Source organism: Arthrobacter sp. UYEF36, from assembly GCF_040547025.1.
In the GTDB taxonomy this organism is placed as follows: domain Bacteria; phylum Actinomycetota; class Actinomycetes; order Actinomycetales; family Micrococcaceae; genus Arthrobacter.
The window spans coordinates 262961-283962 of sequence record NZ_JBEPOX010000001.1 but is presented as its reverse complement, the minus strand read 5'-3'; the positions used below and the strand labels follow the sequence as shown (position 1 = coordinate 283962).

Here is a 21002-nt window from a genome sequence, read left to right as displayed (position 1 = left end):
CGTTATTCTACGGTGACGCTCTTGGCCAGGTTGCGAGGCTGGTCCACGTCGTAACCCTTGGCGGACGCCAGGGCGAGGGCGAAAATCTGCAGCGGGACGGTGCTGAGCAGCGGCGCGAGCAGCGTGGGGGTCTCCGGGATGTAGAAGACGTGCTCGGCGTAGGCCTTGACCGCCTCGTCGCCTTCTTCGGCGATGACGATCGTCTTGGCACCGCGCGCCCGGACTTCCTGGATGTTGGAGACGACCTTGGCGTGCAGGGAGTCGCGGCCGCGGGGCGAGGGGACCACCACGAAGACCGGCTGGCCCTCCTCGATCAGCGCGATCGGGCCGTGCTTTAGTTCACCGGCGGCGAAGCCCTCGGCGTGGATGTAGGCGAGCTCCTTGAGCTTCAGCGCGCCCTCCATCGCCACCGGGAAGCCCACGTGGCGGCCCAGGAACAGCACGGACTTGGCGTCGGCCATGGACTGGCCGAGCTCCTTGATCTGGGCCTCGTTGTCGAGGATCTGCTGGATCTTGGCCGGGATCTTGTTCAGGTCCGCGAGGATGTCCTTGATCTCGCCCTGGAACTTGTTGCCGCGCAGCTGGGCCAGGTAGAGGCCCAGGAGGTAGGCGGCGGTGATCTGCGCCAGGAAGGCCTTGGTGGAGGCGACGGCGATTTCCGGGCCCGCGTGGGTGTACAGCACGGCGTCGGATTCACGCGGGATGGTGGACCCGTTGGTGTTGCAGATCGAGACCGTCTTGGCGCCCTGTTCCTTGGCGTAGCGGACGGCCATCAGGGTATCCATGGTCTCGCCGGACTGGGAGATTGAGACGATCAGGGTGTTCTGGTCCACGATCGGGTCGCGGTAGCGGAATTCGTGCGAGAGCTCCACCTCGGTGGGGATCCGGCACCAGTGCTCGATCGCGTACTTGGCGACCTGTCCGGCGTAGGCGGAGGTTCCGCAGGCCAGGACGATGATCTTGTCCACGTGCTTGAGCAGTTCCGGATCAACCCGGAGCTCGTCCAGGGTCAGCCGGCCGTTGATGTCCGAGCGGCCCAGCAGGGTCTGCAGCACGGCGTCCGGCTGGTCGTGGATTTCCTTTTCCATGAAGGACGGGAAGCCGCCCTTTTCCGCGGAGGCCGGATCCCAGTTGACGTGGTATTCCTTGCCTTCGGCCGGGGCGCCGTAGAAGTCCGTGATTTCCACGGTGTCGGCGGTGATGGTGACGATCTGGTCCTGGCCGAGTTCGACGGCGCGGCGCGTGTAGTCGATGAAGCCGGAGACGTCGGAGCCGAGGAAGTTCTCGCCCTCGCCGAGGCCCACGACGAGCGGGGAATTGCGGCGGGCCGCCACGACGACGTCGGGCTGGTCCGCGTGGATGGCGAGGAGGGTGAAGGCGCCTTCAAGGCGCTGGCAGGCCAGCTGCATGGCCTTGGTGAGGTCGCCCTTGGACGAGCCGTGGACCTGGTTCCGGTAGATGTCGCCCAGCAGCGCGGCGGCCACTTCAGTGTCGGTCTCGGACTTGAAGTCGACGCCCTTGCGCACGAGTTCCAGCTTGAGCTCGGCAAAGTTTTCGATGATGCCGTTGTGGATCACGGCGAGCTTGCCCTCATCGGCGAGATGCGGGTGGGCGTTCAGGTCGGTCGGGCCGCCGTGGGTCGCCCAGCGCGTGTGACCGATGCCGGTCAGTGATTCCGGCAGCGGGCTGGCCTCGAGTTCGGCAATCAGGTTGCTCAGTTTGCCCGACTTCTTGCGGGACGAAATAGCTCCGTCAGCTACCACGGCGATGCCTGCAGAGTCGTAGCCCCGGTATTCCAGGCGCCGCAGTCCCTCAAGGACAACGTCCAGGGCATTGTGTCCAGTATTTACCCGGCCAGCGGAGTGGCCCACATATCCAACGATTCCACACATGGACACAAGCCTAGCGGGTTTCCCGGACAGCGGACGTAGGACCAGCGCTGCCCACACCCCTTCCGCGGCCCGGGCGGGCGGCCGCGGGCCGTCCATTTCGCTCTCGGCCCGGCGGAGGGCAGAATCTCTAGGGTGACTTTGCAACGCAATGAAGCGAACGGCGACGGCGTCTCCCCGTTCGTGGAGCTGGACCGGCAGACCTGGTCCCGGCTCGCTGCCCAGATGGAGCAGCCCCTCAACGAGGAGGACGTACTCCGTCTCCGCGGCCTCGGCGATCCGCTGGACATGAAGGAAGTCCGCGAGGTCTACCTCCCGCTGTCCCGGCTGCTGCACCTCTACGTCGAGGCGGCAGGCCAGCTCCACGCGGCAACCACCACCTTCCTGGGCGAGCAGACCCAGCGCACACCGTTCGTGATCGGCGTCGCCGGGTCGGTGGCTGTGGGCAAGTCCACCATCGCCCGTGTACTCCGCGAGATGCTCCGCCGCTGGCCCGGCACCCCCAACGTTGAGCTCATCACCACCGACGGCTTCCTGTACCCGCTGGCGGAACTCAAGCGGCGCCAGCTGCTGGAGCGCAAGGGATTCCCCGAGTCCTATGACCGCCGCGCGCTGCTCCGCTTTGTGAGCGAGATCAAGGGCGGCGCCGAGGAAGTCCGGGCGCCCTGGTACTCGCACGTGACCTATGACATCGTCCCGGGCAAGGAAGTGGTGGTGCGCCGTCCCGACGTGCTGATCGTCGAGGGGCTGAACGTCCTGGCGCCGGCCCGGCCGCGGCATGACGGCCGGCAGGGCCTGGCCCTGAGTGACTTCTTCGATTTTTCCATCTATGTTGATGCCAAAACGTCCTACATTGAGGAGTGGTACGTGGACCGCTTCCGCAAACTCCGGACCACCGCGTTCGCGCAGCCGGAGTCCTACTTCCACCGCTACGCCACACTCTCGGACGCCGAGGCGGAAGAGACTGCCCGCGAGATCTGGAAGCGCATCAACGAACCGAACCTGGAGGAGAACGTCCTCCCCACCCGCGGCCGCGCGCAGCTGGTCCTCACCAAGGACTCCGACCACTCCATCCGTCGTATGCTGCTCCGCAAGGTCTAGCACAGGTGTGCTACGACGGGTCCGCGGAGCGTCCGGACGCGCCGGCTGCCGTGCCTGGCGCGCCCAGCCGGCGGGCTTTTAGCCTGCTGCTGCTGGCCGGTTCGGGCCTCGCGACCCTGAGCGCCTGCACCCCTGGCGATGCCCCTCCGACGGCGTCCGCCGCCGCTTCCCCGCCCTTGTCGGCGACGACGGCGGGCACCACCGCGACGGCCTCCGTCACCGCCACGCCCTCCGCTGGACCCCTGCCGGACAGCCCAGCCGCCGCGGCGCCGCCCAGCACACCGCCGGCTCCGGAGCCCTCCGCTGCCGTGCCCGCAGCCCGGCACTCGCTCACGGAGCCGGCGAGCCCCTGGGTGGTCGTGAACAAGCACCGGCCGCTCTCCCCCGCCGGCTATGTGCCGGCCGACCTTGTCCAGCCGCGCGTGCGCCTGGCCGCCGCCGGTGAGTCAGCCCTGCTCAACAGCACGACGGCGGGCGCGGCGGAGCAGATGTTCGCGGCGGCCGCGGCAGCCGGCGTCGTCATCACCCTCGCCAGCGGCTACCGCTCGTTCAATACCCAGATCACCACGTACAACCGGTGGGTGAACGCGGAGGGGCAGGCCGCGGCGGACACCGCCTCCGCCCGGCCCGGCTATTCGGAACACCAGACCGGCTGGTCCTTCGACATCGGCGACGGCAGCGGGAGGGACAGCTTCACCCCCGCATTCGCCAATCAGCCGGCCGCGGTCTGGGTGAAGGCCAACGCCCACCTGTTCGGCTTCGTGGTGCGTTACCCGTGGATGTTCCATGAGATCACCGGCTATTACTACGAGCCCTGGCACCTGCGCTACGTGGGTGTCGAGACCGCCGTCGACATGCACACCCGGGGCATCGCGACCCTGGAGGAATACTTCGGCCTCGAAGCGGCCCCGGCGTACCAGTAGCGGGGCGAGCAGCCCGGCGCACCGACACGGACCGCAGAACTTACCTCCGCGACACAGGGCGTTCACGCGGCCGGGTTAACTTGGGGTCATGTTAAACGGATTCAAGAACTTCATTCTCAAGGGCAACGTCGTGGACCTTGCCGTCGCGGTCGTCATCGGCGCCGCGTTTGGCGCCGTGGTAACGGCACTGGTCCAGAGCGTGCTGATGCCGTTCATCGCGGGCCTGGTGGGTTCACCCAACTTCGACAGCTTCGCCGTCGTCACCCTGAACGGCAATGACATCAAGTTCGGCGTGCTGCTGACGGCGATCGTCAACTTCCTGCTGGTCGCCGCTGCCATCTACTTCGTAGTGGTTGTTCCCATGAACCACATGATCGAACGGCGCAACCGCCGCCTCGGCATCAACGCCGACGTCACGGAGGAAGCAGCCGAGGATCCGCAGATCGCGCTGCTGACCGAAATCCGGGACGCCCTCCGCACGGACCGCACCCTCTAGCAGCACCACAACCAGCAATGGCGCGTCCCCGCGGGGACGCGCCATTGCTGTGACACTTAGGGGAACTCAGTCCGAGACAAGCTCCAGTGCCAGCTCGGTCCGGACCACCTGCGCGAGGCGCTCCGCAACGGCCTGGGCGGTCTCCTGCGATGCCGCCTCCACCATGACGCGTACCACGGGTTCGGTGCCGGAGGGGCGCAGGAGCACCCGGCCGGTGTCACCAAGCTCGGCCTCAGCGAGGGCAACGGCTGCGGCCAGGGTTGCGTCACCGGTGACCCGGGTCCGGTCCACGCCCTTGACGTTGATGAGGACCTGCGGAAGTTTGGTCATCACCTTGGCCAGGTCCTTCAGGGGACGGCCGGTGAGTGCCACCTGGGCGGCAATCTGCAGGCCGGTGAGGACGCCGTCACCGGTGGTGGCGTGGTCGGCGAAGATCACGTGGCCGGACTGTTCGCCGCCGAGGTTGAAGCCGCCTTCGCGCATCCCTTCCAGGACGTAACGGTCGCCCACGCCTGTTTCGCGCAGGCTGATGCCGGCCTCGCGCAGTGCGATTTTGAGTCCGAGGTTGCTCATGACGGTCGCCACGAGGACGTCGTCCTTGAGCTTGCCCGAGGCTTTCAGCGCGACGGCGAGGATGGCCATGATCTCATCGCCGTCGACTACGTTTCCTTCGTGGTCCACGGCGAGGCAGCGGTCCGCGTCGCCGTCGTGCGCGATGCCCAGGTCGGCGCCGTGTGACAGGACTGCCTGCGCCAACGGCCCCAGGTGGGTTGACCCAACGCCATCGTTGATGTTGAGGCCGTCCGGTTCGGCGCCGATGACAATGACGTCGGCGCCGGCGTCCTTGAAGACCTGGGGGGAACAACCGCTCGCGGCACCGTGGGCGCAGTCCAGCACGACCTTGAGTCCGTCCAGGCGGTGCGGGAGGGTGCCGAGCAGATGAACGATGTAGCGGTCCTCGGCGTCGGAGAAACGCTGGATCCGGCCCACCTCGCCGCCGACCGGGCGGCGCGGCTCTTGGCCAAGCTGTGCCTCGATGGCGTTTTCCACGTCGTCCGGGAGCTTCTGGCCGCCGCGGGCAAAGAACTTGATGCCGTTGTCCGGGGCGGGGTTGTGCGAGGCGGAGATCATCACGCCGAAGTCCGCGTCCAGGTCCGCGACCAGGTAGGCCGCGGCCGGGGTGGGCAGCACGCCGGCGTCATATACGTCGATCCCGGAGCTGGACAGCCCCGCCTCCACGGCAGCCGCAATGAACTCACCGCTCGCGCGGGGGTCCCGGGCCACCACGGCGCGCGGCCGGGTTCCACTGGTATTGCGGTCATGACCAAGCACAACGGCGGCGGCCTGGGCCAGCTGCAACGCCAGTTCGGCCGTCAGCAGGCCGTTAGCCAAACCCCGGACACCATCTGTTCCAAATAATCTAGACATCGGGTCAAGTTTAGACGATGAGGTGGGCCCTTCCAGTCCCGGAGCCACTGGGCGGACCTGTATTCCGGTGTTTGCACTGGTTAAACGGCGAAAGCCCGCCCCGCCACAAAGGGCGGAACGGGCTTTCGTGCAAGCGCCAAGGGCGCCTGGAAGCGGGATTAACGCTTCGAGTACTGCTGAGCCTTACGGGCCTTCTTGAGGCCGGCCTTCTTGCGCTCGATGACGCGGGCGTCACGACGCAGGTAACCGGCCTTCTTCAGGGTGGCGCGGTTGTTCTCGGTGTCGATCTCGTTCAGCGAACGAGCGATGCCGAGACGCAGGGCACCGGCCTGGCCGGAGATGCCACCACCGTGGATGCGGGCGATAACGTCGTAGGCGCCATCAAGATCGAGGATCTTGAAGGGTTCGTTGACGTCCTGCTGGTGCAGCTTGTTCGGGAAGTAGTTGGCCAGTTCGCGGCCGTTGATGATCCACTTGCCGGAACCGGGCACAACGCGAACGCGTGCAACGGCTTCCTTGCGACGGCCAACTGCAGCGCCGGCGACGGTCAGTGCCGGGCGTTCCTTCTTCGGCGCAGCTGCTTCTGCAGCACCGCTTTCCGAGGTGTAGCTGGTCAGGTTTTCCTCAGCCTCAACGACTTCGGTGGTCTCTTCGTTCTGAGCCACGATTCTCCTTGTATAGATAAGTTGTTTGGTGGCCAGGACTACTGGGCGACCTGGGTGATTTCGTAAGTCTTGGGCTGCTGTGCGGCGTGGGGGTGCTCGGCACCCTTGTAAACCTTCAGCTTGCCCAGCTGCTGTGCAGCGAGGGAGTTCTTCGGGAGCATGCCCTTGATGGCCTTCTCCACGGCGCGGACCGGGTTGGATTCCAGCAGCTCCGCGTAGGTGACGGAGGTCAGGCCGCCCGGGTAACCGGAGTGGCGGTATGCGCGCTTCTGCTCCAGCTTGGCGCCGGTGAGGGCAACCTTTTCAGCGTTGATGATGATGACGAAGTCGCCCATGTCCATGTGGGACGCAAAGGTGGCCTTGTGCTTGCCGCGCAGCAGGATTGCGGTCTGGCTCGCGAGACGACCAAGGACAACGTCTGTGGCGTCAATGACGTGCCACTGGCGGTTGATATCGCCGGGCTTCGGGGTGTACGTACGCACGGTGTTTGCCTCGTTCTTGTTCTGGCGTTCTTGTTTTAGGCGTCACGCGAAGGTGCACCTACTATCTATGCGCTACCGGAACAGAGGTGAGGGCTCTATGTAACCAGTCGTCCTGAAGTCTCGAATGTGCACGTTGGGTAGTCATCCTGCAACCGGATTCCCAAGCGGGCACGCATCATCGAGAAGGACACGCACAACGACTACCAAGAATAGCGGAAGAGCAGTCACTGGGTCAAAATGGGGTGTCCGGATGCATTCTGCCCGCCCCCGGCCCGCCGCATCCCTGGAGGAACCGTGTTCGAGACCGCCGCCGCTGCCTCCGCCTCGCCGCTGTTTATTGCCGGGGTCGGACTGGCCGGCATGTGCCTGGGGCTCCTGGCCGACGCCGTTATCCGGCGCGTCCTCCCCCAGCTGGCCGGCGACGCCTCCTTTCGGCTGAAGATCACGACGGCGGCAGTCACGTTTGCCCTCTCGGCCCTGCTGGCCTGGCGCTTCGGAAGCGCAGCCGAACTTCCCGCCTACGTATTACTGGGCGTTTTCGCCGTTCCGCTGGCCCGGATCGATATTGTGCATCATTTGCTGCCGAACCGGCTCGTCGGGCCCCTGCTGGGGGCCGGCCTGGGGCTTCTAGTGTTCGCTTCCCTAGTACAGGGAGCTGCGGGAGACCTCTATCGCGGAGCCGCCGGGTCCGTAATCTTGTTCGTTTTCTACTTTTTTTTGGCCTTGACCAGCGGTAACGGCCTCGGAATGGGCGATGTGAAGCTCGCAGCACCACTTGGACTGTACTTAGGCTACCTAGGCTGGCAGCACCTCTTCTACGGCGGAGCCCTGGCCTTCGTGGCGGGCGGCCTCGCCTCCGTGATTCTGGTGCTGAAAAACCGCGGAAACAAGCCAAAAGAGGTTGCCTACGGCCCCTCGATGCTGGCGGCTGGCCTGGCCATCATCCTGCTTCTTCCGTAACTCCTGCCACTGCCGCATCTCTGCCCCCATTGGTAAGCAAGCGCATCAATACAAGTAGTGCGCCCCAAGAGTTATCAAAAAACTGAGTACGCCATCGTGTGGCGCAAGTAGCGTCCCCTTTTCCATCCCCAAAAATTCGGGTATTCCGGTGCATTGCCTTGCCATTAATTGCCATGCCACTGTTGTCCCAACGGAACTCCGGGGGGTTTAGCAACAGGGGATTTGCTGGAATTTCGTTTCTCATTCAAAACTCTGGAAAAGGAACTTCAAAATGACTGGTCTCATGGTTTCAATGCTGGCTTTCGTCGCCGGCGTCAAGGACAAGATGGAATCCGAAAAGGGCGCCACCGCCACCGAGTATGGTCTGCTCGTTGGCCTCATCGCCCTGGCTATCACCTTCGGCGTCACGGCCTTCGGAGGCGCCCTGAACACCTTCTTCGACGGTCTCGCCACAACGGTCGGCACCTGGTAGCCACTTGTCACCACTAGGTCCCAGCTTCAAGAGTGCCGCGTCCGCCCAGCGCGGACGCGGCACTCTCCATTAGATCCAGCGTCACATTCCTCGGGGGGAAACTGTGAAACGCAGCAAAGTCATGCCGGGGCGGGAGCGCGGCGCGGTCGCCGTCGAGTTCGCCCTTATCGCGCCGGTGCTCCTGTTGATCTTGGTCGCGATCCTGGAGTTCTCGAACTTCTACAATCTCCAGATCTCAGTGACCCAGGCCGCCCGTGAAGCGGCCCGCGAAATGGCGGTCACCAACGACACCGGATTGGCTGCTGCCCAAGGGGTAGCCGGGGCTCCGGGGGTCGCTTTGGCTCCGGGGAACTTCGCATTCTCCGGGGCCTGCACACCAGGCGACACCGTCATAGCCACCGTCACCTTCACGCGGCCGGCCCTCACCGGATTTTTCAGTCCGACCGTCACGGTAACCGGAGAAGGAGCCATGCGATGCGAACGCCTACCCTAACCAAAGCCCGTCGGGACAAGGACAGCGAGAGGGGCGCCGCCGGCGTACTGGTCGCCGTGATGATGCTCGTCCTCCTCGGCGTTGGAGCCATCGCCGTCGATGTCGGCCAGATCTACGCAGAACGCGCGGAACTGCAAAATGCCGCCGACTCCGGCGCCTTGGCCGGCGCGCAGATCTGCTCGGAAACCGCCGGCTGCACACAGGCCGACGCCGACGCCGTCGCTGCGCTTCTGGCCAATCAAAACTCCAAGGACGGCGTCTCCAGGGTTCGGTTCGTGGACCTCAGCGTTCCCTTCGAAGTGACAGTCAGCACCGCCACAGTGAATGGCGCCAATGGCTCAGGCTTCCTGAGCAAGCTGTTCGCCAACGCCCTCGATACACCCGATATCGGAGTGGGCGCGACTGCCACCGCCAAATGGGAGTATCCAACGCGGGGCCGCAGCATCCTTCCGCTGACTTTTGCACCGTGTGAGTTCATCGATGACGGCCTCCCCCACAAAATCCTGACTCAGGGTGGCGGTGCCGGCGCCGTGGATTGCACCGGTTTGAACCCCTCCAACCAGATCATCCCCGGCGGTTTCGCCTGGCTTGATCCGGACGGCACTACTGGGTGCCAGGTTACCGCGGAAGTTGGTGAGTGGAGCATGACGAGCGCCGGCGCCTCAATGCCAACCGGCTGCGACGCAATGTTCAACGCAGCCCTCGTCGGACAAACGGTCGCAATTCCGGTCTACAAGTACACCTGCAAAGACATGTTCTCGCCCTGTACCGGCAGCAATGTGCAGTACCTGATCGAGAAGTGGGCAGGCTTCGAAGTTCTCGGTTGGAAGTTTCCTGGCAATTCCTATGATCCCACCAACGTTTTTAGTACGAGCGAAAAAGGCCTCTACGGGACGTTTGTCGGATATTTTGCCGATCCAAGCCTATTCACGGGTGGTTCTACCGCCCCTACCGGAAATATAAAGATTCTCGGTCTCATCAAATAACAACTGATTCATTTCTAAAGGGGTGGAAGAATTGAAAGCTCGCCTACTGGGAGGCATTGCCGCACTCGTTGTGGCCATAATCGGGACAGTTCTACTTGTGTCCTACGTCCAAGGCGCCGATCGGCGCGCCCTGGCAAACACCGAGACCGCTGAGGTCTATGTGGTCCAAAAGGAGATTGCGGCCGGAACCTCTGCCGCTAACTTCGGCGATTCAGTGGTCAAGAAAACCGTACCTAAGTCAGCGGTGGCAAACGACAGCGTCACCACCTTGACTGCACTAGGCCAGAAGGTCTCGGCCGTTGGACTGGTCCCCGGCGAACAGCTCCTGGCCACACGGATGGTGGAGCCGGCTCAACTGCTCGGCCCGGGCCGAGCGCCGGTCCCCAGCGGACTGCAGGAAGTCACCGTCAAGCTCAGCATCGACCGGATCGTCGGCGGCAGCCTGAAAGCCGGCGACACCGTCGGCGTGATCCTGTCCTATGCGGAAAACGAGAAGCTGAACGTTCCCGATCAGTCTCAGTTGGTGTTCCACAAGGTGCTGGTCACAACGGTCCAAAACTCCACAGGTGCCGTAGCGCAGGAGCAGTCAGCGACAACGACAACGGAATCCTCCGACGGGGCCTTGAACGCCAAATCCAGCGCGGCGCAGGCAAATGGCGGATACCTCGTCACCTTGGCCAGGCCTTCAATCGACGTAGAAAAGATCGTCCACGCCATCGAGTTCGGCAAGGTGTACCTGAGCAAGGAATCCGAAAGCTCGACGACGGACAACACCGGCGTCATGGAACGCATCAGGGTCTTCCAATGAGCCGCTTCGTACTGATCACGCCAAGCGTCGAGTTCGAACGAAAGGTCCGCTCCGCCACGGCCGGCATGAGCGGCAGCCTGCAGTGGTTCCAGGCAGATTACCTCCCAGAAGGTCCGGATGAGTTCCTGAGCAAACTGCTGGGAGAGCCACCGGAAGTCCTCATTCTGGGCCCTGGCCTGGATCTGGATGAAACCTTGAAGCACGCAGCCGTGCTGGACCTGCAGTATCCGGAAATCAGCGTCCTGCTGGCCGCGGAACAGACCCCGGAACTCGTCCTGGCCGCAATGCGCTCGGGAGTGCGGGACATCCTTTCTCCCGCGTCGGACATCGACGGAATCCGGGCAATGGTTGAACGTTCCAGTCTGGCCGCAGCTGGCCGTCGGAGGGGCCTCAACCCCAGTACGCCAGATTCTCCGGCTGGAGGCTCTGGCGGTCGGGTCATCGCCGTCATGTCTCCGAAAGGCGGCGTCGGCAAGACCACTATCGCGACAAACATCGCAGTCGGACTGGGAAAAGTGGCACCGATGGGGGTCGTCATCGTCGACCTGGACCTTCAGTTCGGGGACGTCGCCAGCGGGCTGTTGCTGGACCCGGAACATACGCTCACAGACGCAGTTACGGGCGCGGCCAGCCAGGACTCCATGGTCCTCAAGACGTATCTCACGCTGCACTCGGCAAGCATCTACGCGCTGTGTGGACCTAAGAATCCCGTGGAAATGGAGGGCATTACCTCCGCCCACGTCACCAACCTGCTGAAGCAGTTGCGGCATGAGTTCCAGTACGTGGTCATCGACACCGCGCCGGGACTCGGCGAGCACGTCCTGGCCGCCTTGGAGCAGGCGACGGATGCCGTCTGGGTTTGCGGCATGGATGTGCCGAGCATCCGCGGGCTCCGCACCGGTTTCCACATCCTCAACGAACTGGGCCTCATGCCGGAAAGCCGGCATGTTGTGCTGAACATGGCCGACGGCAGGAGCGGTCTCACCGTTCCTGACGTGGAGGCAACGATCGGGGTACCGGTTGACGTTGCTATACCGCGCTCCCGGACCCTGCCGTTTTCGACCAACAAGGGTGTCCCCATCCTTCAGGACGGCCGCCGGGACGTGGCAGCAAAGGGTCTTCGCCAACTCGTGGACCGTTTCCAGCCGAACTGGCAGGACCGAACACATCGCAAGCTCCACCGAAGGGCGGTAGTCCAGTGAGCCTAACCAGCAGATTTGAACAGTTGCGGCACGGTGGTCAAGATGGCCAGACGGTCACTCCGCTGGAGCCCCAGCTTCCCCCTGGCGCCCCCTCGACCCTGGGTCGAATTCAGGAAGCCAAGGCCGCCGATGCTGCGAGCGCGGCACTCGTGGTTGAAGAGGTCGGCCCCAACGCGGGCATAGCCAGCGAGGCCCTCCGCGGCCTCAAGGAACGGGCAAGCCAGGCACTCTACGAGCGGCTCGGCTCCAGGATCTCCGACTCTTCGATGGACGAAGCGGAGCTGCACCAGCACGTCAAGGCTGAGCTCAAGGAGGTCGTGGACGCGGAGCAGGTTCCGCTTACCTCGGCTGAAAGGCAGCGACTGACCCGCGAAATTATCGACGACGTCCTGGGCCACGGTCCGATCCAGCGGTTCCTCGACGATCCTGAAGTCACGGAAGTTATGGTCAACCGCCATGACAGCATCTACGTGGAGAAACATGGCCATCTCCAAAAAACTGATGCCAAGTTCAGTTCCGATGAAGCGCTCCGTCGGGTCATTGAAAGGATTGTCTCCAGGGTGGGCCGACGGATTGACGAGTCCTCACCCTTGGTTGATGCCCGGCTTGCCGATGGCTCGCGTGTCAACGCCATCATCCCGCCCCTGGCCGTCAACGGACCGTCGTTGACCATCCGAAAGTTTGCCCGCGAAGCCCTCACGGTGAACAAGCTCATCGAGTTCGGCAGCCTCTCGCCGGAAATGGCTGAGCTCCTGCGGGCCTGCGTCCTGGCCCGGATGAACATCATCGTCTCGGGCGGCACGGGTACCGGCAAGACCACCCTGCTCAATGTGCTGTCCTCATTCATCCCGGAGACAGACCGCATCGTGACCATCGAGGACGCCGTGGAGCTCCAGTTGCAGCAGGAGCACGTGGTCCGGCTGGAAAGCCGCCCTGCAAACATCGAAGGCCGCGGCGAGGTTTCCATTCGCGAGCTTGTCCGCAACTCGCTCCGCATGCGGCCAGACCGCATCGTCGTCGGCGAGGTCCGCGGCGGCGAATCACTGGACATGCTGCAGGCCATGAACACCGGCCATGACGGGTCAATCTCCACCGTTCACGCCAACTCCCCCAGGGATGCCGTGGCCAGGCTGGAGACGCTGGTGCTGATGGCCGGCATGGACCTTCCCCTGCGGGCCATCCGCGAACAGGTCGCCTCTGCCGTGAACCTCATCGTCCACATCACGAGGCTCCGTGACGGAAGCCGCCGGGTCACGCACATCACCGAAGTGCAGGGCATGGAAGGGGATATCGTCACCCTCCAGGACGCCTTCGTCTTCGACTACTCCGCCGGTGTGGATGCCAATGGCAGGTTCCTCGGCAAACCGGTGCCCACCGGAGTCCGTCCGCGGTTCACCGACAGGTTCGTGGAACTTGGCATTCCGATCTCGCCCGCCGTCTTCGGGGCAAATTTTGGGAGTGTCCGATGATTCCCGTCGACGCCTCCCCTGTGGTTCTCGTGTTGGGCCTGGCACTGGTGTATTTGGCCCTCGCGATCGTCTTATGGGTGCTCCTAAAGTCGCGGAACGTCATTTCGGCGGACCGTCGCCGACCTGGCGGCGCAGCAGACCCTTCCACCCTGACGAAGCTGACGGACGCGACGCTGGGGGTGATCGATGCCAGGCTCAAGCCTCAGCCGTCTGGCCTTCTGTCCCGGCGCCGGCTGGACAGCGCGGGCCTCAAGAAGCAACCCGCGGATTACCTGCTCCTGGCCGGCATCATTACGCTGCTGGCCGGCGTTTCCGGATTCCTGCTGGGGGGCCCGTTCCCGGCGGTCCTTATGGTCCTGGCTGCTCCGATTGGGCTTGCGCTGACTTTGAAGTTGCTCATCTCGCGCCGGCAGTCGAAGTTCGATGATCAGGTTCCGGACACGCTCCGGATGCTCTCCGGCGGTATGCGGGCCGGTCATAGCCTGCTGCGTTCCCTGGATGCGGCTGGTCAGGAGAGCGATGCCCCGATGGCGGATGAATTGAACCGCATCGTCAACGAGACCCGTATTGGCCGCGACCTCGGGGAATCCCTCCTCGATGTCGCGGACCGGACCAAGAACGAAGACTTCGGCTGGATCGCTCAAGCAATTGAAATCCACCGTGAAGTCGGCGGTGATCTGGCAGAGGTACTCGACCACGTAGGCGAGACGATCCGCGACCGGAACCAGGTCAGACGCCAGGTGAGGGCCCTCAGCGCCGAGGGACGGATGTCCGCCATAGTTCTGGTCTCGCTGCCGATTGTGTTGTTTATCGCCCTGCAGTTCATCAATCCGGTCTATGCCAGGACGTTCTCGTCAACGCTTCCCGGCTACATCATGATTGCGGCCGCCGCCATCATGCTCAGCATCGGGGCCTTCTGGCTCAGCCGTCTCATCAAGCCAAAGTTCTGAGGAGGAACACGTGCAACCCATAGCTATGGCCGCAGTGTTGGCCATCATTGTTCCCCTCTCTGGCATGGTCTGGCTGGCTTTCACAGGCGACCGTACCGGCCTGCGCAACATCCGCACCAACCTTGGCACAAAATCTGCGGGGGCCGCCGTCGGACGGTCCATGACGGGCGAGCAGCTTGCCGCGCTAAGCAAGAAGCTGGCTCCGGTTGGCTACATTGCTTGGCTGGACAAGCAACTGGCCGGGGCGGGACGACCCAAGGACTGGCCGTTGGGGCGGCTTCTGATGGTCAAGCCGCTGTTAGCGCTGGGCGGCGCCGGTCTCGGCCTCGCCGGCTTCCTGGTTGATCCTTCTCCGCAGCGGATTCTCATCGCCTTTGCCTTCGTTGTCTTCCTCTATTTCGCCCCCGATCTTCTGATCCGGACGAAGGCGGAGAAGCGCCGCGAAGCGATCCGCCTTGAGCTACCCAATGCCCTGGATCAGATGCTGATTTCCGTTCAGGCCGGCCTCGGCTTTGAAGCGGCCATGTCCCGGAGCGCACAGAACGGCACCGGCCCACTGGCCTACGAATTCACCCGGACCTTGCAGGACATGCAAGTGGGGCGCAGCCGCAAAGACGCCTACCTTGCGTTCGCAGGGCGAGTCGATTCGCCGGACCTCCGCAGCTTCATCCGGGCCGTCGTCCAGGCGGACACGTACGGCATCGCCATAGCCAAGGTTCTCAGGGCGCAGGCCCAGGAACTGAGGACCAAACGTCGCCAGGCTGCTGAGGAACATGCCATGAAGATCCCCGTCAAGATCCTCTTCCCGCTGCTCTTCTGCATCTTTCCAACGCTGTTCATCATCCTTCTGGGGCCGTCTGTCTTGGGCATCATGGCAGCGTTCTCCTAGGAGTCATCATGGCAAACTTTTCAAGCGGTCTCCGGGCACGGTTCCGAAGCCTCGGCCGCCTCAGCCCCGATGAGCAGGGCGCCACCGCCACCGAATACGGCATCCTGACAGGATTCATCGCCACTGCCATTGTGACGGGAGTGGGGGCCTTCGGAACGGCGCTGAATCTCTATTTCGGGCAACTCAGCACCGGAGTGAGAAACGCCCTCGGCATCCCCTAAGGAAACAAGTTCCCTCACGGGCAGCGCGCAGTCTGCAAGCTGCGCCCCAGAACCGGACCCCCTTGGACCCCAGAGCCAAGGGGGTCCTTCTGTGCGCTCTTCCGTCCGGCAGCCTAGTGAACCAGGTACAGGATGCGCGCAAGAAATGCTCAGGAAACGTACAGTTTGGGCAGTCTTGGCGCAGGATGTGGCAAGCAGCGTAACTTCGGGCGAATCGCGTTGCTAGCTTTCTGGCAGAGCTGGTATCTGGCCAGCTTCCCTTCGCTCGCTCAGGAGTCCACAATGCTTGCTCTATACACCGACCTGTCTGTCCGTCTCCGCCGCGATGAGAAAGGTGCAACCGCCGTCGAATACGGCATCATGGTCGCCCTCATCGCCGTCGTTATCATCGTCGCAGTGACCCTCCTCGGCAACAGCATGTATGCCACGTTCGACAAGGTTGCTTGTGACGTCAAGGGCGGCACCTACACCGCCAGCGCTACTGCAGGGACCGCAGGCACCTGCTCTAAGTAACGCAGCCGCCTGGAACTGGGACATTTCGCATCAACCAACTGGGTGGTGGCCGTCGTGAGACCGCTGCCACCCAGTTGCCTGGCTAGGATAGGGCATTCTCGGAGAGCGAACCCATGAATAATTCAGAGCGCGGTGCGGCTGCCGTTGAGTTTGCGATTCTGGCCCCTATCCTAATCATGCTGTTGCTCGGCATCATGGAATTTGGCCGGGCCTATAACGCGCAAATCACTCTCTCCAACGCGGCACGTGAAGGCGTGCGAGTCATGGCCATTAGCAATGTCCAGCCCGACGCCAAATCTGCGGCTAAGAGCGCTGCCTCTGCGCTCGCTCCGGCTCTCCAGGACGAAAAGATAGTCTTCAAGTATCAAACGACGCCTGCAACCACCCCGGCACCCACTGCTTGTGCAGCAGGGCGCCAAGTTACGGTGACAATCGATTACTCGCTCACCACCATGACGGGAATCGCCGGCCCATTTGCCATGAAGGGCGTAGGGACGATGCAATGCGGCGGATGACAGCTCCCACAGACAGGGAACGCGGCGGAATCGCGGTCATCGTTGCCCTGCTCATGGTGGTCCTGCTCGGCTTCGCGGCCATCGCCGTCGATGTCGGAATGCTGTACTCCGAGCGGGCGCAACTGCAGAATGGCTCCGACTCGGCCGCACTGATGGTGGCACAGAAGTGCGCCAAGAACGCTGCGGACGAAAACTGCTCGACTGCAGCTCCCCTCGCAGCTGACCTCGCCAACGGGAACGCCCTGGATGGAAAAAGCGGCGTCAAGTCCATCTCCCTCGACAAATCCGCCCGCACCGTCACCGTAACCACAGGCGCGAAGGAAACCGGGAGCGCTCCGAATACAGTCTCCCTCTTCTTCGCCCGAGCGCTGGGTATAACCAGCGCCGAAGTAAACGCCAGTTCATCAGTGCGGTGGGGAAGCCCCACTGAGGGCACCACACCGTTCCCCTTGGCGTTTTCGATCTGCCAAGTGTCCGGGATGGTGGGCGGCGCAACACAGCTACTCCAGAACCACTCCGCGAACGCCAATACCGATTGCCCCCTGGGGCCGGCCGGCAAGACTGTGCAGGGTGGCTTTGGCTGGATCGTCCAGAGCACCGGGCAGTGCGGTGGGTTCGTGAACCTCGCCGTCAACCAAAGTGGCAGCGACACAGGAAATGACGGACCCTCGAATTGCGACGCGATCCTGAACAAGTGGGCTGGCGAATTGGCCGCGGGCCGGGCCGTCACAGTTCTGCTTCCAGTCTATGAGGACGTCACCGGTACCGGCTCCGGCGCGTCCTACGACCTGCTGGCATTCGCGTCCTTTAGCGTCCAGGGTTGGGCCTTTAGTGGCGCCGACAAGCTGCCGCTGGTCTATAACAATAAATCGTCCGACAAAGCTTTGGACTGCACAAGCAGTTGCCGCGGCATCATCGGGACATTCGTCAACTATGTCTCTTTGTCCGACGGCTACAAGCTCGGCCCGGTCAGCCCCTATGGCGCCACTGTCGTCGAATTGACCAGCTAGATCCATGAAATTCAGCGTTTCAATACCCCTCAGGAGCAGTTCGTGAAGTCTCGGTTAGTGGCAGGGGCGGCGGCAGTAGTCCTCGCCATCGTGGGGGCCATGCTTGTGATGTCCTACGCGCAGGGCGCCGACCAGCGAGCTGTCAAGAACCTTGAGCCGGTCAGCGTCCTGGTTGTGAAGACCGCGATCCCCGCAGGAACACCGGTGGAAGCCATGAGCGCTTCCCTGGCGACCGAACAGCTGCCCGCAGCAGCTGTTACCGCCTCCTCGCTCAAGTCGCTCGATGATTCCAAGGGCAAGGTTGCCTCCGTGGACCTCATTCCCGGCGAGCAGCTTGTGGCAGAACGCCTGGTCGAACCCGAGAATCTCAAGAGCCTGGGGTCAGTGGAGATCCCGGCAGGCCTGCAGGAGGTCTCCTTCCAGCTGGAGCCGGATCGTGTCGTCGGCGGACGCTTGGCTCCTGGCGATCACGTGGGCGTTTTCGTCTCGATGGATAACGGTGGCCTGGCGGACAAGGCAGACAAGGAAACCACCAAGCTGACCGTTCGCAAGGCGCTGGTGACTGCGGTGCAGCGCGCCCCGGAGACTGCCCCCGCGGCCCAACCCACGCCTACGGCGAGTGCCACCGCAGATCCTCGCGACACAACCCTGCCGGTCGGCTCACTCATGCTCACCGTTGCGGTCAGTGACTTGGACGCCGCCAAGATTATCTTCGCCGCCGAGTACGGCAAGATGTGGCTGAGTAAGGAACCCCTCGACGCCACCGACGGCGGCCCGCGGATCATCCAACGGAGCGAGGTCTACAAGTGAGCCGCTTCGTTCTGATCACACCGAACGCGGACTTCGACACCCGTCTGCGGCAGGCGGTTGCGGGCGGGCTGCAGGGCGGTGTGCAAACCTTCCTGACAAACGTTTTGCCCGCCGGCCCCTACGACCTGTTCGCGCAGCTGAATCAGGAGCGACCCGAAGTTCTTGTGTTGGGTCCCGACGTGCCGGTCGATGAGGCGCTGCGCCTCGCCATGGTGCTTGACGTCCAGGCCCCGGACCTCACGGTTCTTCTGGTCAGCGAGCCTGATCCGGAGTTCATCCTGCAGGCCATGCGGGCCGGCGTCCGGGACATCCTCAGCCCCTCGGCAGATCCGGATCAGATGCGGGTCCTTCTGGAGCGGGCATGCCAGTCCTTCGCCAACCGCCACCGGACGGAGCCCTCCCAACAGGCGGACAGCGGCAAGGGCACCGTGATCGGGGTTTTCTCTCCGAAAGGCGGCGTCGGCAAGACCACCATTGCCACCAATGTGGCCGTGGGCCTGGGCAAGATCGCGCCCATGAGCGTGGTGATTGTGGATCTGGACCTGCAGTTCGGCGATGTCGCCTCCGGGCTCTACCTCAACCCGGTGCACACCGTCACGGATGCCGTCTCCCCGGCAGCCAGCCAGGACACCCTGGTCCTGAAGGCGTTTCTCACCGTCCACCCGGCCAGCATCTACGCCCTGTGCGCGCCGGTCAGCCCGGTTGAGGCCGATTTCATCACCCCCGAGCAGGTCACCCGCCTGCTGGAGCAATTGGCGGAAGAGTTCCAGTACGTGGTGGTGGATACCGCTCCCGGGCTGCCCGAAATCGGACTGGCCGCCATGGAGGCCTGCACCGATGTGGTCTGGGTGAGCGCCATGGACATCCCCAGTGTCCGCGGCCTCCGCTCCGGTCTCGATATCCTCCGCCAGCTGGACATCATGCCGGAAGGCAGGCACGTGGTGCTCAACATGGCCGACCCCAAGTGCGGACTCTCCGTCCAGGACGTCGAATCCACCCTTGGCGCCCCTGTGGATGTCAGCGTCCCGCGCTCCCGCGCTGTCGCGTTCTCCACCAACCGCGGCATTCCTGTCCTTCAGGAGGCCCGAAAAGACCCTGCTGTCAAGGGCCTCAACCGGCTCGTGGAGCGCTTCAGCCCGGCCGGGCGCGCAAAAACCCCGCGCAAGATCCACCGGCGGGTTGTGGTCTAGGTGAAACTTTCAGAACGCATCCAGGCGGCGCAGGAAAAGAGCCAGCCAGCTGCGGCCCCCACCCGGACCATGGCTACGGCTTCCGTTGCCTCCACCGCGACTCCCCCGGCTCCGCACCTGTCGGCCCCATCTTCTGCGCCGTCGACACGCCGCGAAAAGCCGGCGCCACCCGTCAGGCCGGGGCAATCGCAGGGAGTTGCCGTTCAGCCCGACAGCTTCAACCCCAAGTCACACCAGCCCGTGGACGCGTTCGCCGCGATCAAGGAGCGCGCCGCGACGGCGCTGTTCGAAAAGATGGGCGCCCGCTTCAACGACTCAGCCATTACGGAAGGTGAGCTGCGCAGCTCTGCCCGGGAGGAACTCATCCGCATCATCGATGCGGAACAAGTCCCGCTGACAACAGACGAACGATCCCGTCTGGTCCGTGACGTGGCCGATGACGTGCTGGGGTACGGTCCGCTGCAGCGGCTCCTGGACGATCCGGATGTCACCGAAATCATGGTGAACCGGATGGACCAGATCTACGTGGAACGCAAGGGCCAGCTGACGCTCACCGAATCCAGGTTCAGCTCCGAGGACCACCTGCGCAAGGTTATTGAGCGCATCGTATCCAAGGTGGGCCGCCGCATCGACGAGTCCTCGCCCTTGGTGGACGCGCGGCTGGAAGACGGCTCCCGCGTCAACGCCGTGATCCCCCCGCTGGCCGTCGGCGGCTCCTCGCTGACCATCCGTAAGTTCAGCAAGGTCCCGCTGACGGTCCGTAACCTCATCGACTACGGCACGCTTACCCCGGAGATGGCCGAGCTGCTCAACGCCTGTGTGAAGGCCAAGCTGAACATCATCGTCTCCGGCGGTACCGGTACGGGCAAGACCACTCTGCTGAACGTGCTGTCCTCGTTCCTTCCCGCCAACGAGCGCATCGTGACCATCGAGGACGCCGTCGAGCTGCAGATCCAGCAGGCCCACGTGGTGCGGCTGGAAAGCCGGCCGCCGAACACGGAGGGCAAGGGCGAGGTCACCATCCGCGAACTGCTGCGCAACTCCCTGCGTATGCGTCCGGACCGCATCGTCGTCGGCGAGGTCCGCGGCGGCGAATCGCTGGACATGCTCCAGGCCATGAATACCGGCCACGACGGCTCGCTCTCCACGGTGCACTCAAACTCGCCGCGCGACGCCGTCGCCCGCCTGGAAACACTGGTGCTCATGGCCGGAATGGATCTTCCGCTGCGGGCCATCCGCGAGCAGATCGCCTCCGCCGTCAACCTGATCATCCAGATTTCCCGGCTCCGGGACGGCACCCGACGCATCACGCATGTCACGGAGGTCCAGGGCATGGAGGGGGACATCGTCACCCTCCAGGACGCCTTCGTCTTCGACTATTCCGCCGGCGTTGACCAGCACGGACGTTTCTTGGGAACCCCGGTCCCCACCGGGATCCGCCCGCGGTTCATCGACCGCTTTGAAGATTTGGGCATCCACGTGTCGGCCGGCGTCTTTGGGGCGCCGGTGGCCCCGAGCGGAAAGCACTGA

24 protein-coding genes are annotated in these 21002 nt (G+C 63.7%); 19 read left to right on the top strand and 5 right to left on the bottom strand.

The window, feature by feature from the left end:
- Nucleotides 1-2: 2 nt before the first annotated feature.
- Nucleotides 3-1892, bottom strand: a complete 1890-nt coding sequence (glmS, locus tag ABIB29_RS01440) for a glutamine--fructose-6-phosphate transaminase (isomerizing) (protein ID WP_354169406.1) — start codon at nt 1890-1892, stop codon at nt 3-5.
- Between the two features lie 132 nt (nt 1893-2024).
- Between glmS and coaA the strand changes: the two genes are divergently transcribed.
- On the top strand, nt 2025-2990 hold the full coding sequence (gene coaA, locus ABIB29_RS01435) for a type I pantothenate kinase (RefSeq protein ID WP_354169404.1): 966 nt from the start codon (nt 2025-2027) through the stop codon (nt 2988-2990).
- Nucleotides 2991-3000: 10 nt separating this feature from the next.
- Here the strand turns inward: coaA and ABIB29_RS01430 are convergent, their stop codons facing one another.
- Nucleotides 3001-3357, bottom strand: a complete 357-nt coding sequence (locus ABIB29_RS01430) for a hypothetical protein (RefSeq protein WP_354169403.1) — start codon at nt 3355-3357, stop codon at nt 3001-3003.
- On the opposite strand from ABIB29_RS01430, the gene ABIB29_RS01425 reads away from it, so the two are divergent.
- Nucleotides 3350-3913: a M15 family metallopeptidase gene (locus tag ABIB29_RS01425; RefSeq protein WP_354169401.1), complete on the top strand. Its 564-nt coding sequence runs from the start codon at nt 3350-3352 to the stop codon at nt 3911-3913. The two genes, ABIB29_RS01430 and ABIB29_RS01425, sit on opposite strands and share 8 nt — an antisense overlap.
- A gap of 88 nt (nt 3914-4001) precedes the next feature.
- Nucleotides 4002-4409, top strand: a complete 408-nt coding sequence (gene mscL, locus ABIB29_RS01420) for a large conductance mechanosensitive channel protein MscL (protein WP_354169399.1) — start codon at nt 4002-4004, stop codon at nt 4407-4409.
- A 66-nt stretch (nt 4410-4475) separates the two neighbouring features.
- Here mscL and glmM read toward each other — a convergent pair whose 3' ends face one another.
- The 3 genes from glmM to rplM form a co-directional block, all read right to left on the bottom strand.
- Entirely contained in the window at nt 4476-5837 is a 1362-nt protein-coding gene (gene glmM, locus ABIB29_RS01415; RefSeq protein WP_354169397.1) for a phosphoglucosamine mutase, read from the bottom strand.
- 158 nt (nt 5838-5995) lie between these two features.
- Complete coding sequence (rpsI, locus tag ABIB29_RS01410; protein ID WP_354169395.1) at nt 5996-6502, bottom strand: 30S ribosomal protein S9; 507 nt, start codon at nt 6500-6502, stop codon at nt 5996-5998.
- Between the two features lie 38 nt (nt 6503-6540).
- Nucleotides 6541-6984, bottom strand: coding sequence for a 50S ribosomal protein L13 (rplM, locus tag ABIB29_RS01405; protein WP_024367145.1), 444 nt, complete (start codon nt 6982-6984; stop codon nt 6541-6543).
- A gap of 294 nt (nt 6985-7278) precedes the next feature.
- Here rplM and ABIB29_RS01400 point away from each other — a divergent pair, with 294 nt between their 5' ends.
- From ABIB29_RS01400 to ABIB29_RS01325, 16 genes are all read left to right on the top strand, one after another.
- On the top strand, nt 7279-7944 hold the full coding sequence (locus ABIB29_RS01400; protein WP_354169393.1) for a prepilin peptidase: 666 nt from the start codon (nt 7279-7281) through the stop codon (nt 7942-7944).
- A gap of 271 nt (nt 7945-8215) precedes the next feature.
- A complete protein-coding gene (locus tag ABIB29_RS01395) occupies nt 8216-8416 on the top strand; it encodes a Flp family type IVb pilin (RefSeq protein WP_354169391.1) in 201 nt (66 codons plus the stop codon).
- A 103-nt stretch (nt 8417-8519) separates the two neighbouring features.
- Nucleotides 8520-8909 carry a TadE/TadG family type IV pilus assembly protein gene (locus ABIB29_RS01390; RefSeq protein WP_354169389.1) on the top strand — a complete coding sequence of 130 codons (390 nt, stop codon included), beginning with the start codon at nt 8520-8522 and terminating at the stop codon, nt 8907-8909.
- Nucleotides 8891-9895: a pilus assembly protein TadG-related protein gene (locus ABIB29_RS01385; RefSeq protein ID WP_354169387.1), complete on the top strand. Its 1005-nt coding sequence runs from the start codon at nt 8891-8893 to the stop codon at nt 9893-9895. The genes ABIB29_RS01390 and ABIB29_RS01385 overlap by 19 nt, the downstream gene beginning before the upstream one ends.
- Before the next feature lie 97 nt (nt 9896-9992).
- Nucleotides 9993-10703 (top strand): Flp pilus assembly protein CpaB, encoded by a 711-nt coding sequence (gene cpaB / locus ABIB29_RS01380; protein WP_354169385.1) that lies wholly within the window; start codon nt 9993-9995, stop codon nt 10701-10703.
- Complete coding sequence (locus tag ABIB29_RS01375) at nt 10700-11905, top strand: CpaE/TadZ family protein (RefSeq protein WP_354169383.1); 1206 nt, start codon at nt 10700-10702, stop codon at nt 11903-11905. Before cpaB (ABIB29_RS01380) ends, ABIB29_RS01375 begins: the two co-directional genes overlap by 4 nt.
- The gene (locus ABIB29_RS01370; protein WP_502915530.1) at nt 11902-13374 is read left to right on the top strand and encodes a TadA family conjugal transfer-associated ATPase; all 1473 of its coding nucleotides are present in this window, start codon (nt 11902-11904) and stop codon (nt 13372-13374) included. The genes ABIB29_RS01375 and ABIB29_RS01370 overlap by 4 nt, the downstream gene beginning before the upstream one ends.
- On the top strand, nt 13371-14324 hold the full coding sequence (locus ABIB29_RS01365; RefSeq protein ID WP_354169381.1) for a type II secretion system F family protein: 954 nt from the start codon (nt 13371-13373) through the stop codon (nt 14322-14324). Before ABIB29_RS01370 ends, ABIB29_RS01365 begins: the two co-directional genes overlap by 4 nt.
- 10 nt (nt 14325-14334) lie before the next feature.
- Nucleotides 14335-15213, top strand: a complete 879-nt coding sequence (locus ABIB29_RS01360; RefSeq protein ID WP_354169379.1) for a type II secretion system F family protein — start codon at nt 14335-14337, stop codon at nt 15211-15213.
- 8 nt (nt 15214-15221) lie between these two features.
- Nucleotides 15222-15434: a Flp family type IVb pilin gene (locus ABIB29_RS01355; RefSeq protein ID WP_354169377.1), complete on the top strand. Its 213-nt coding sequence runs from the start codon at nt 15222-15224 to the stop codon at nt 15432-15434.
- Nucleotides 15435-15716: 282 nt separating this feature from the next.
- Nucleotides 15717-15947 (top strand): Flp family type IVb pilin, encoded by a 231-nt coding sequence (locus ABIB29_RS01350; RefSeq protein ID WP_354169375.1) that lies wholly within the window; start codon nt 15717-15719, stop codon nt 15945-15947.
- Between the two features lie 113 nt (nt 15948-16060).
- The gene (locus ABIB29_RS01345; protein ID WP_354169373.1) at nt 16061-16462 is read left to right on the top strand and encodes a TadE family protein; all 402 of its coding nucleotides are present in this window, start codon (nt 16061-16063) and stop codon (nt 16460-16462) included.
- Nucleotides 16459-17472, top strand: a complete 1014-nt coding sequence (locus ABIB29_RS01340; protein WP_354169371.1) for a pilus assembly protein TadG-related protein — start codon at nt 16459-16461, stop codon at nt 17470-17472. Before ABIB29_RS01345 ends, ABIB29_RS01340 begins: the two co-directional genes overlap by 4 nt.
- A 42-nt stretch (nt 17473-17514) precedes the next feature.
- A complete protein-coding gene (cpaB, locus tag ABIB29_RS01335; protein WP_354169369.1) occupies nt 17515-18282 on the top strand; it encodes a Flp pilus assembly protein CpaB in 768 nt (255 codons plus the stop codon).
- Nucleotides 18279-19472: a CpaE/TadZ family protein gene (locus ABIB29_RS01330; RefSeq protein WP_354169368.1), complete on the top strand. Its 1194-nt coding sequence runs from the start codon at nt 18279-18281 to the stop codon at nt 19470-19472. Before cpaB (ABIB29_RS01335) ends, ABIB29_RS01330 begins: the two co-directional genes overlap by 4 nt.
- Nucleotides 19473-21002 (top strand): TadA family conjugal transfer-associated ATPase, encoded by a 1530-nt coding sequence (locus ABIB29_RS01325; protein WP_354169366.1) that lies wholly within the window; start codon nt 19473-19475, stop codon nt 21000-21002.

Excerpts from the sequence above, each read along its gene's own strand:
- glmS (WP_354169406.1), bottom strand. The coding sequence starts at position 1,892 with ATGTGTGGAATCGTTGGATATGTGGGCCACTCCGCTGGCCGGGTAAAT.
- mscL (WP_354169399.1), top strand. The coding sequence starts at position 4,002 with ATGTTAAACGGATTCAAGAACTTCATTCTCAAGGGCAACGTCGTGGAC.
- glmM (WP_354169397.1), bottom strand. The coding sequence starts at position 5,837 with ATGTCTAGATTATTTGGAACAGATGGTGTCCGGGGTTTGGCTAACGGC.
- ABIB29_RS01395 (WP_354169391.1), top strand. The coding sequence starts at position 8,216 with ATGACTGGTCTCATGGTTTCAATGCTGGCTTTCGTCGCCGGCGTCAAG.
- ABIB29_RS01385 (WP_354169387.1), top strand. The coding sequence starts at position 8,891 with ATGCGAACGCCTACCCTAACCAAAGCCCGTCGGGACAAGGACAGCGAG.
- ABIB29_RS01375 (WP_354169383.1), top strand. The coding sequence starts at position 10,700 with ATGAGCCGCTTCGTACTGATCACGCCAAGCGTCGAGTTCGAACGAAAG.
- ABIB29_RS01365 (WP_354169381.1), top strand. The coding sequence starts at position 13,371 with ATGATTCCCGTCGACGCCTCCCCTGTGGTTCTCGTGTTGGGCCTGGCA.
- ABIB29_RS01355 (WP_354169377.1), top strand. The coding sequence starts at position 15,222 with ATGGCAAACTTTTCAAGCGGTCTCCGGGCACGGTTCCGAAGCCTCGGC.
- ABIB29_RS01350 (WP_354169375.1), top strand. The coding sequence starts at position 15,717 with ATGCTTGCTCTATACACCGACCTGTCTGTCCGTCTCCGCCGCGATGAG.
- ABIB29_RS01345 (WP_354169373.1), top strand. The coding sequence starts at position 16,061 with ATGAATAATTCAGAGCGCGGTGCGGCTGCCGTTGAGTTTGCGATTCTG.
- ABIB29_RS01340 (WP_354169371.1), top strand. The coding sequence starts at position 16,459 with ATGACAGCTCCCACAGACAGGGAACGCGGCGGAATCGCGGTCATCGTT.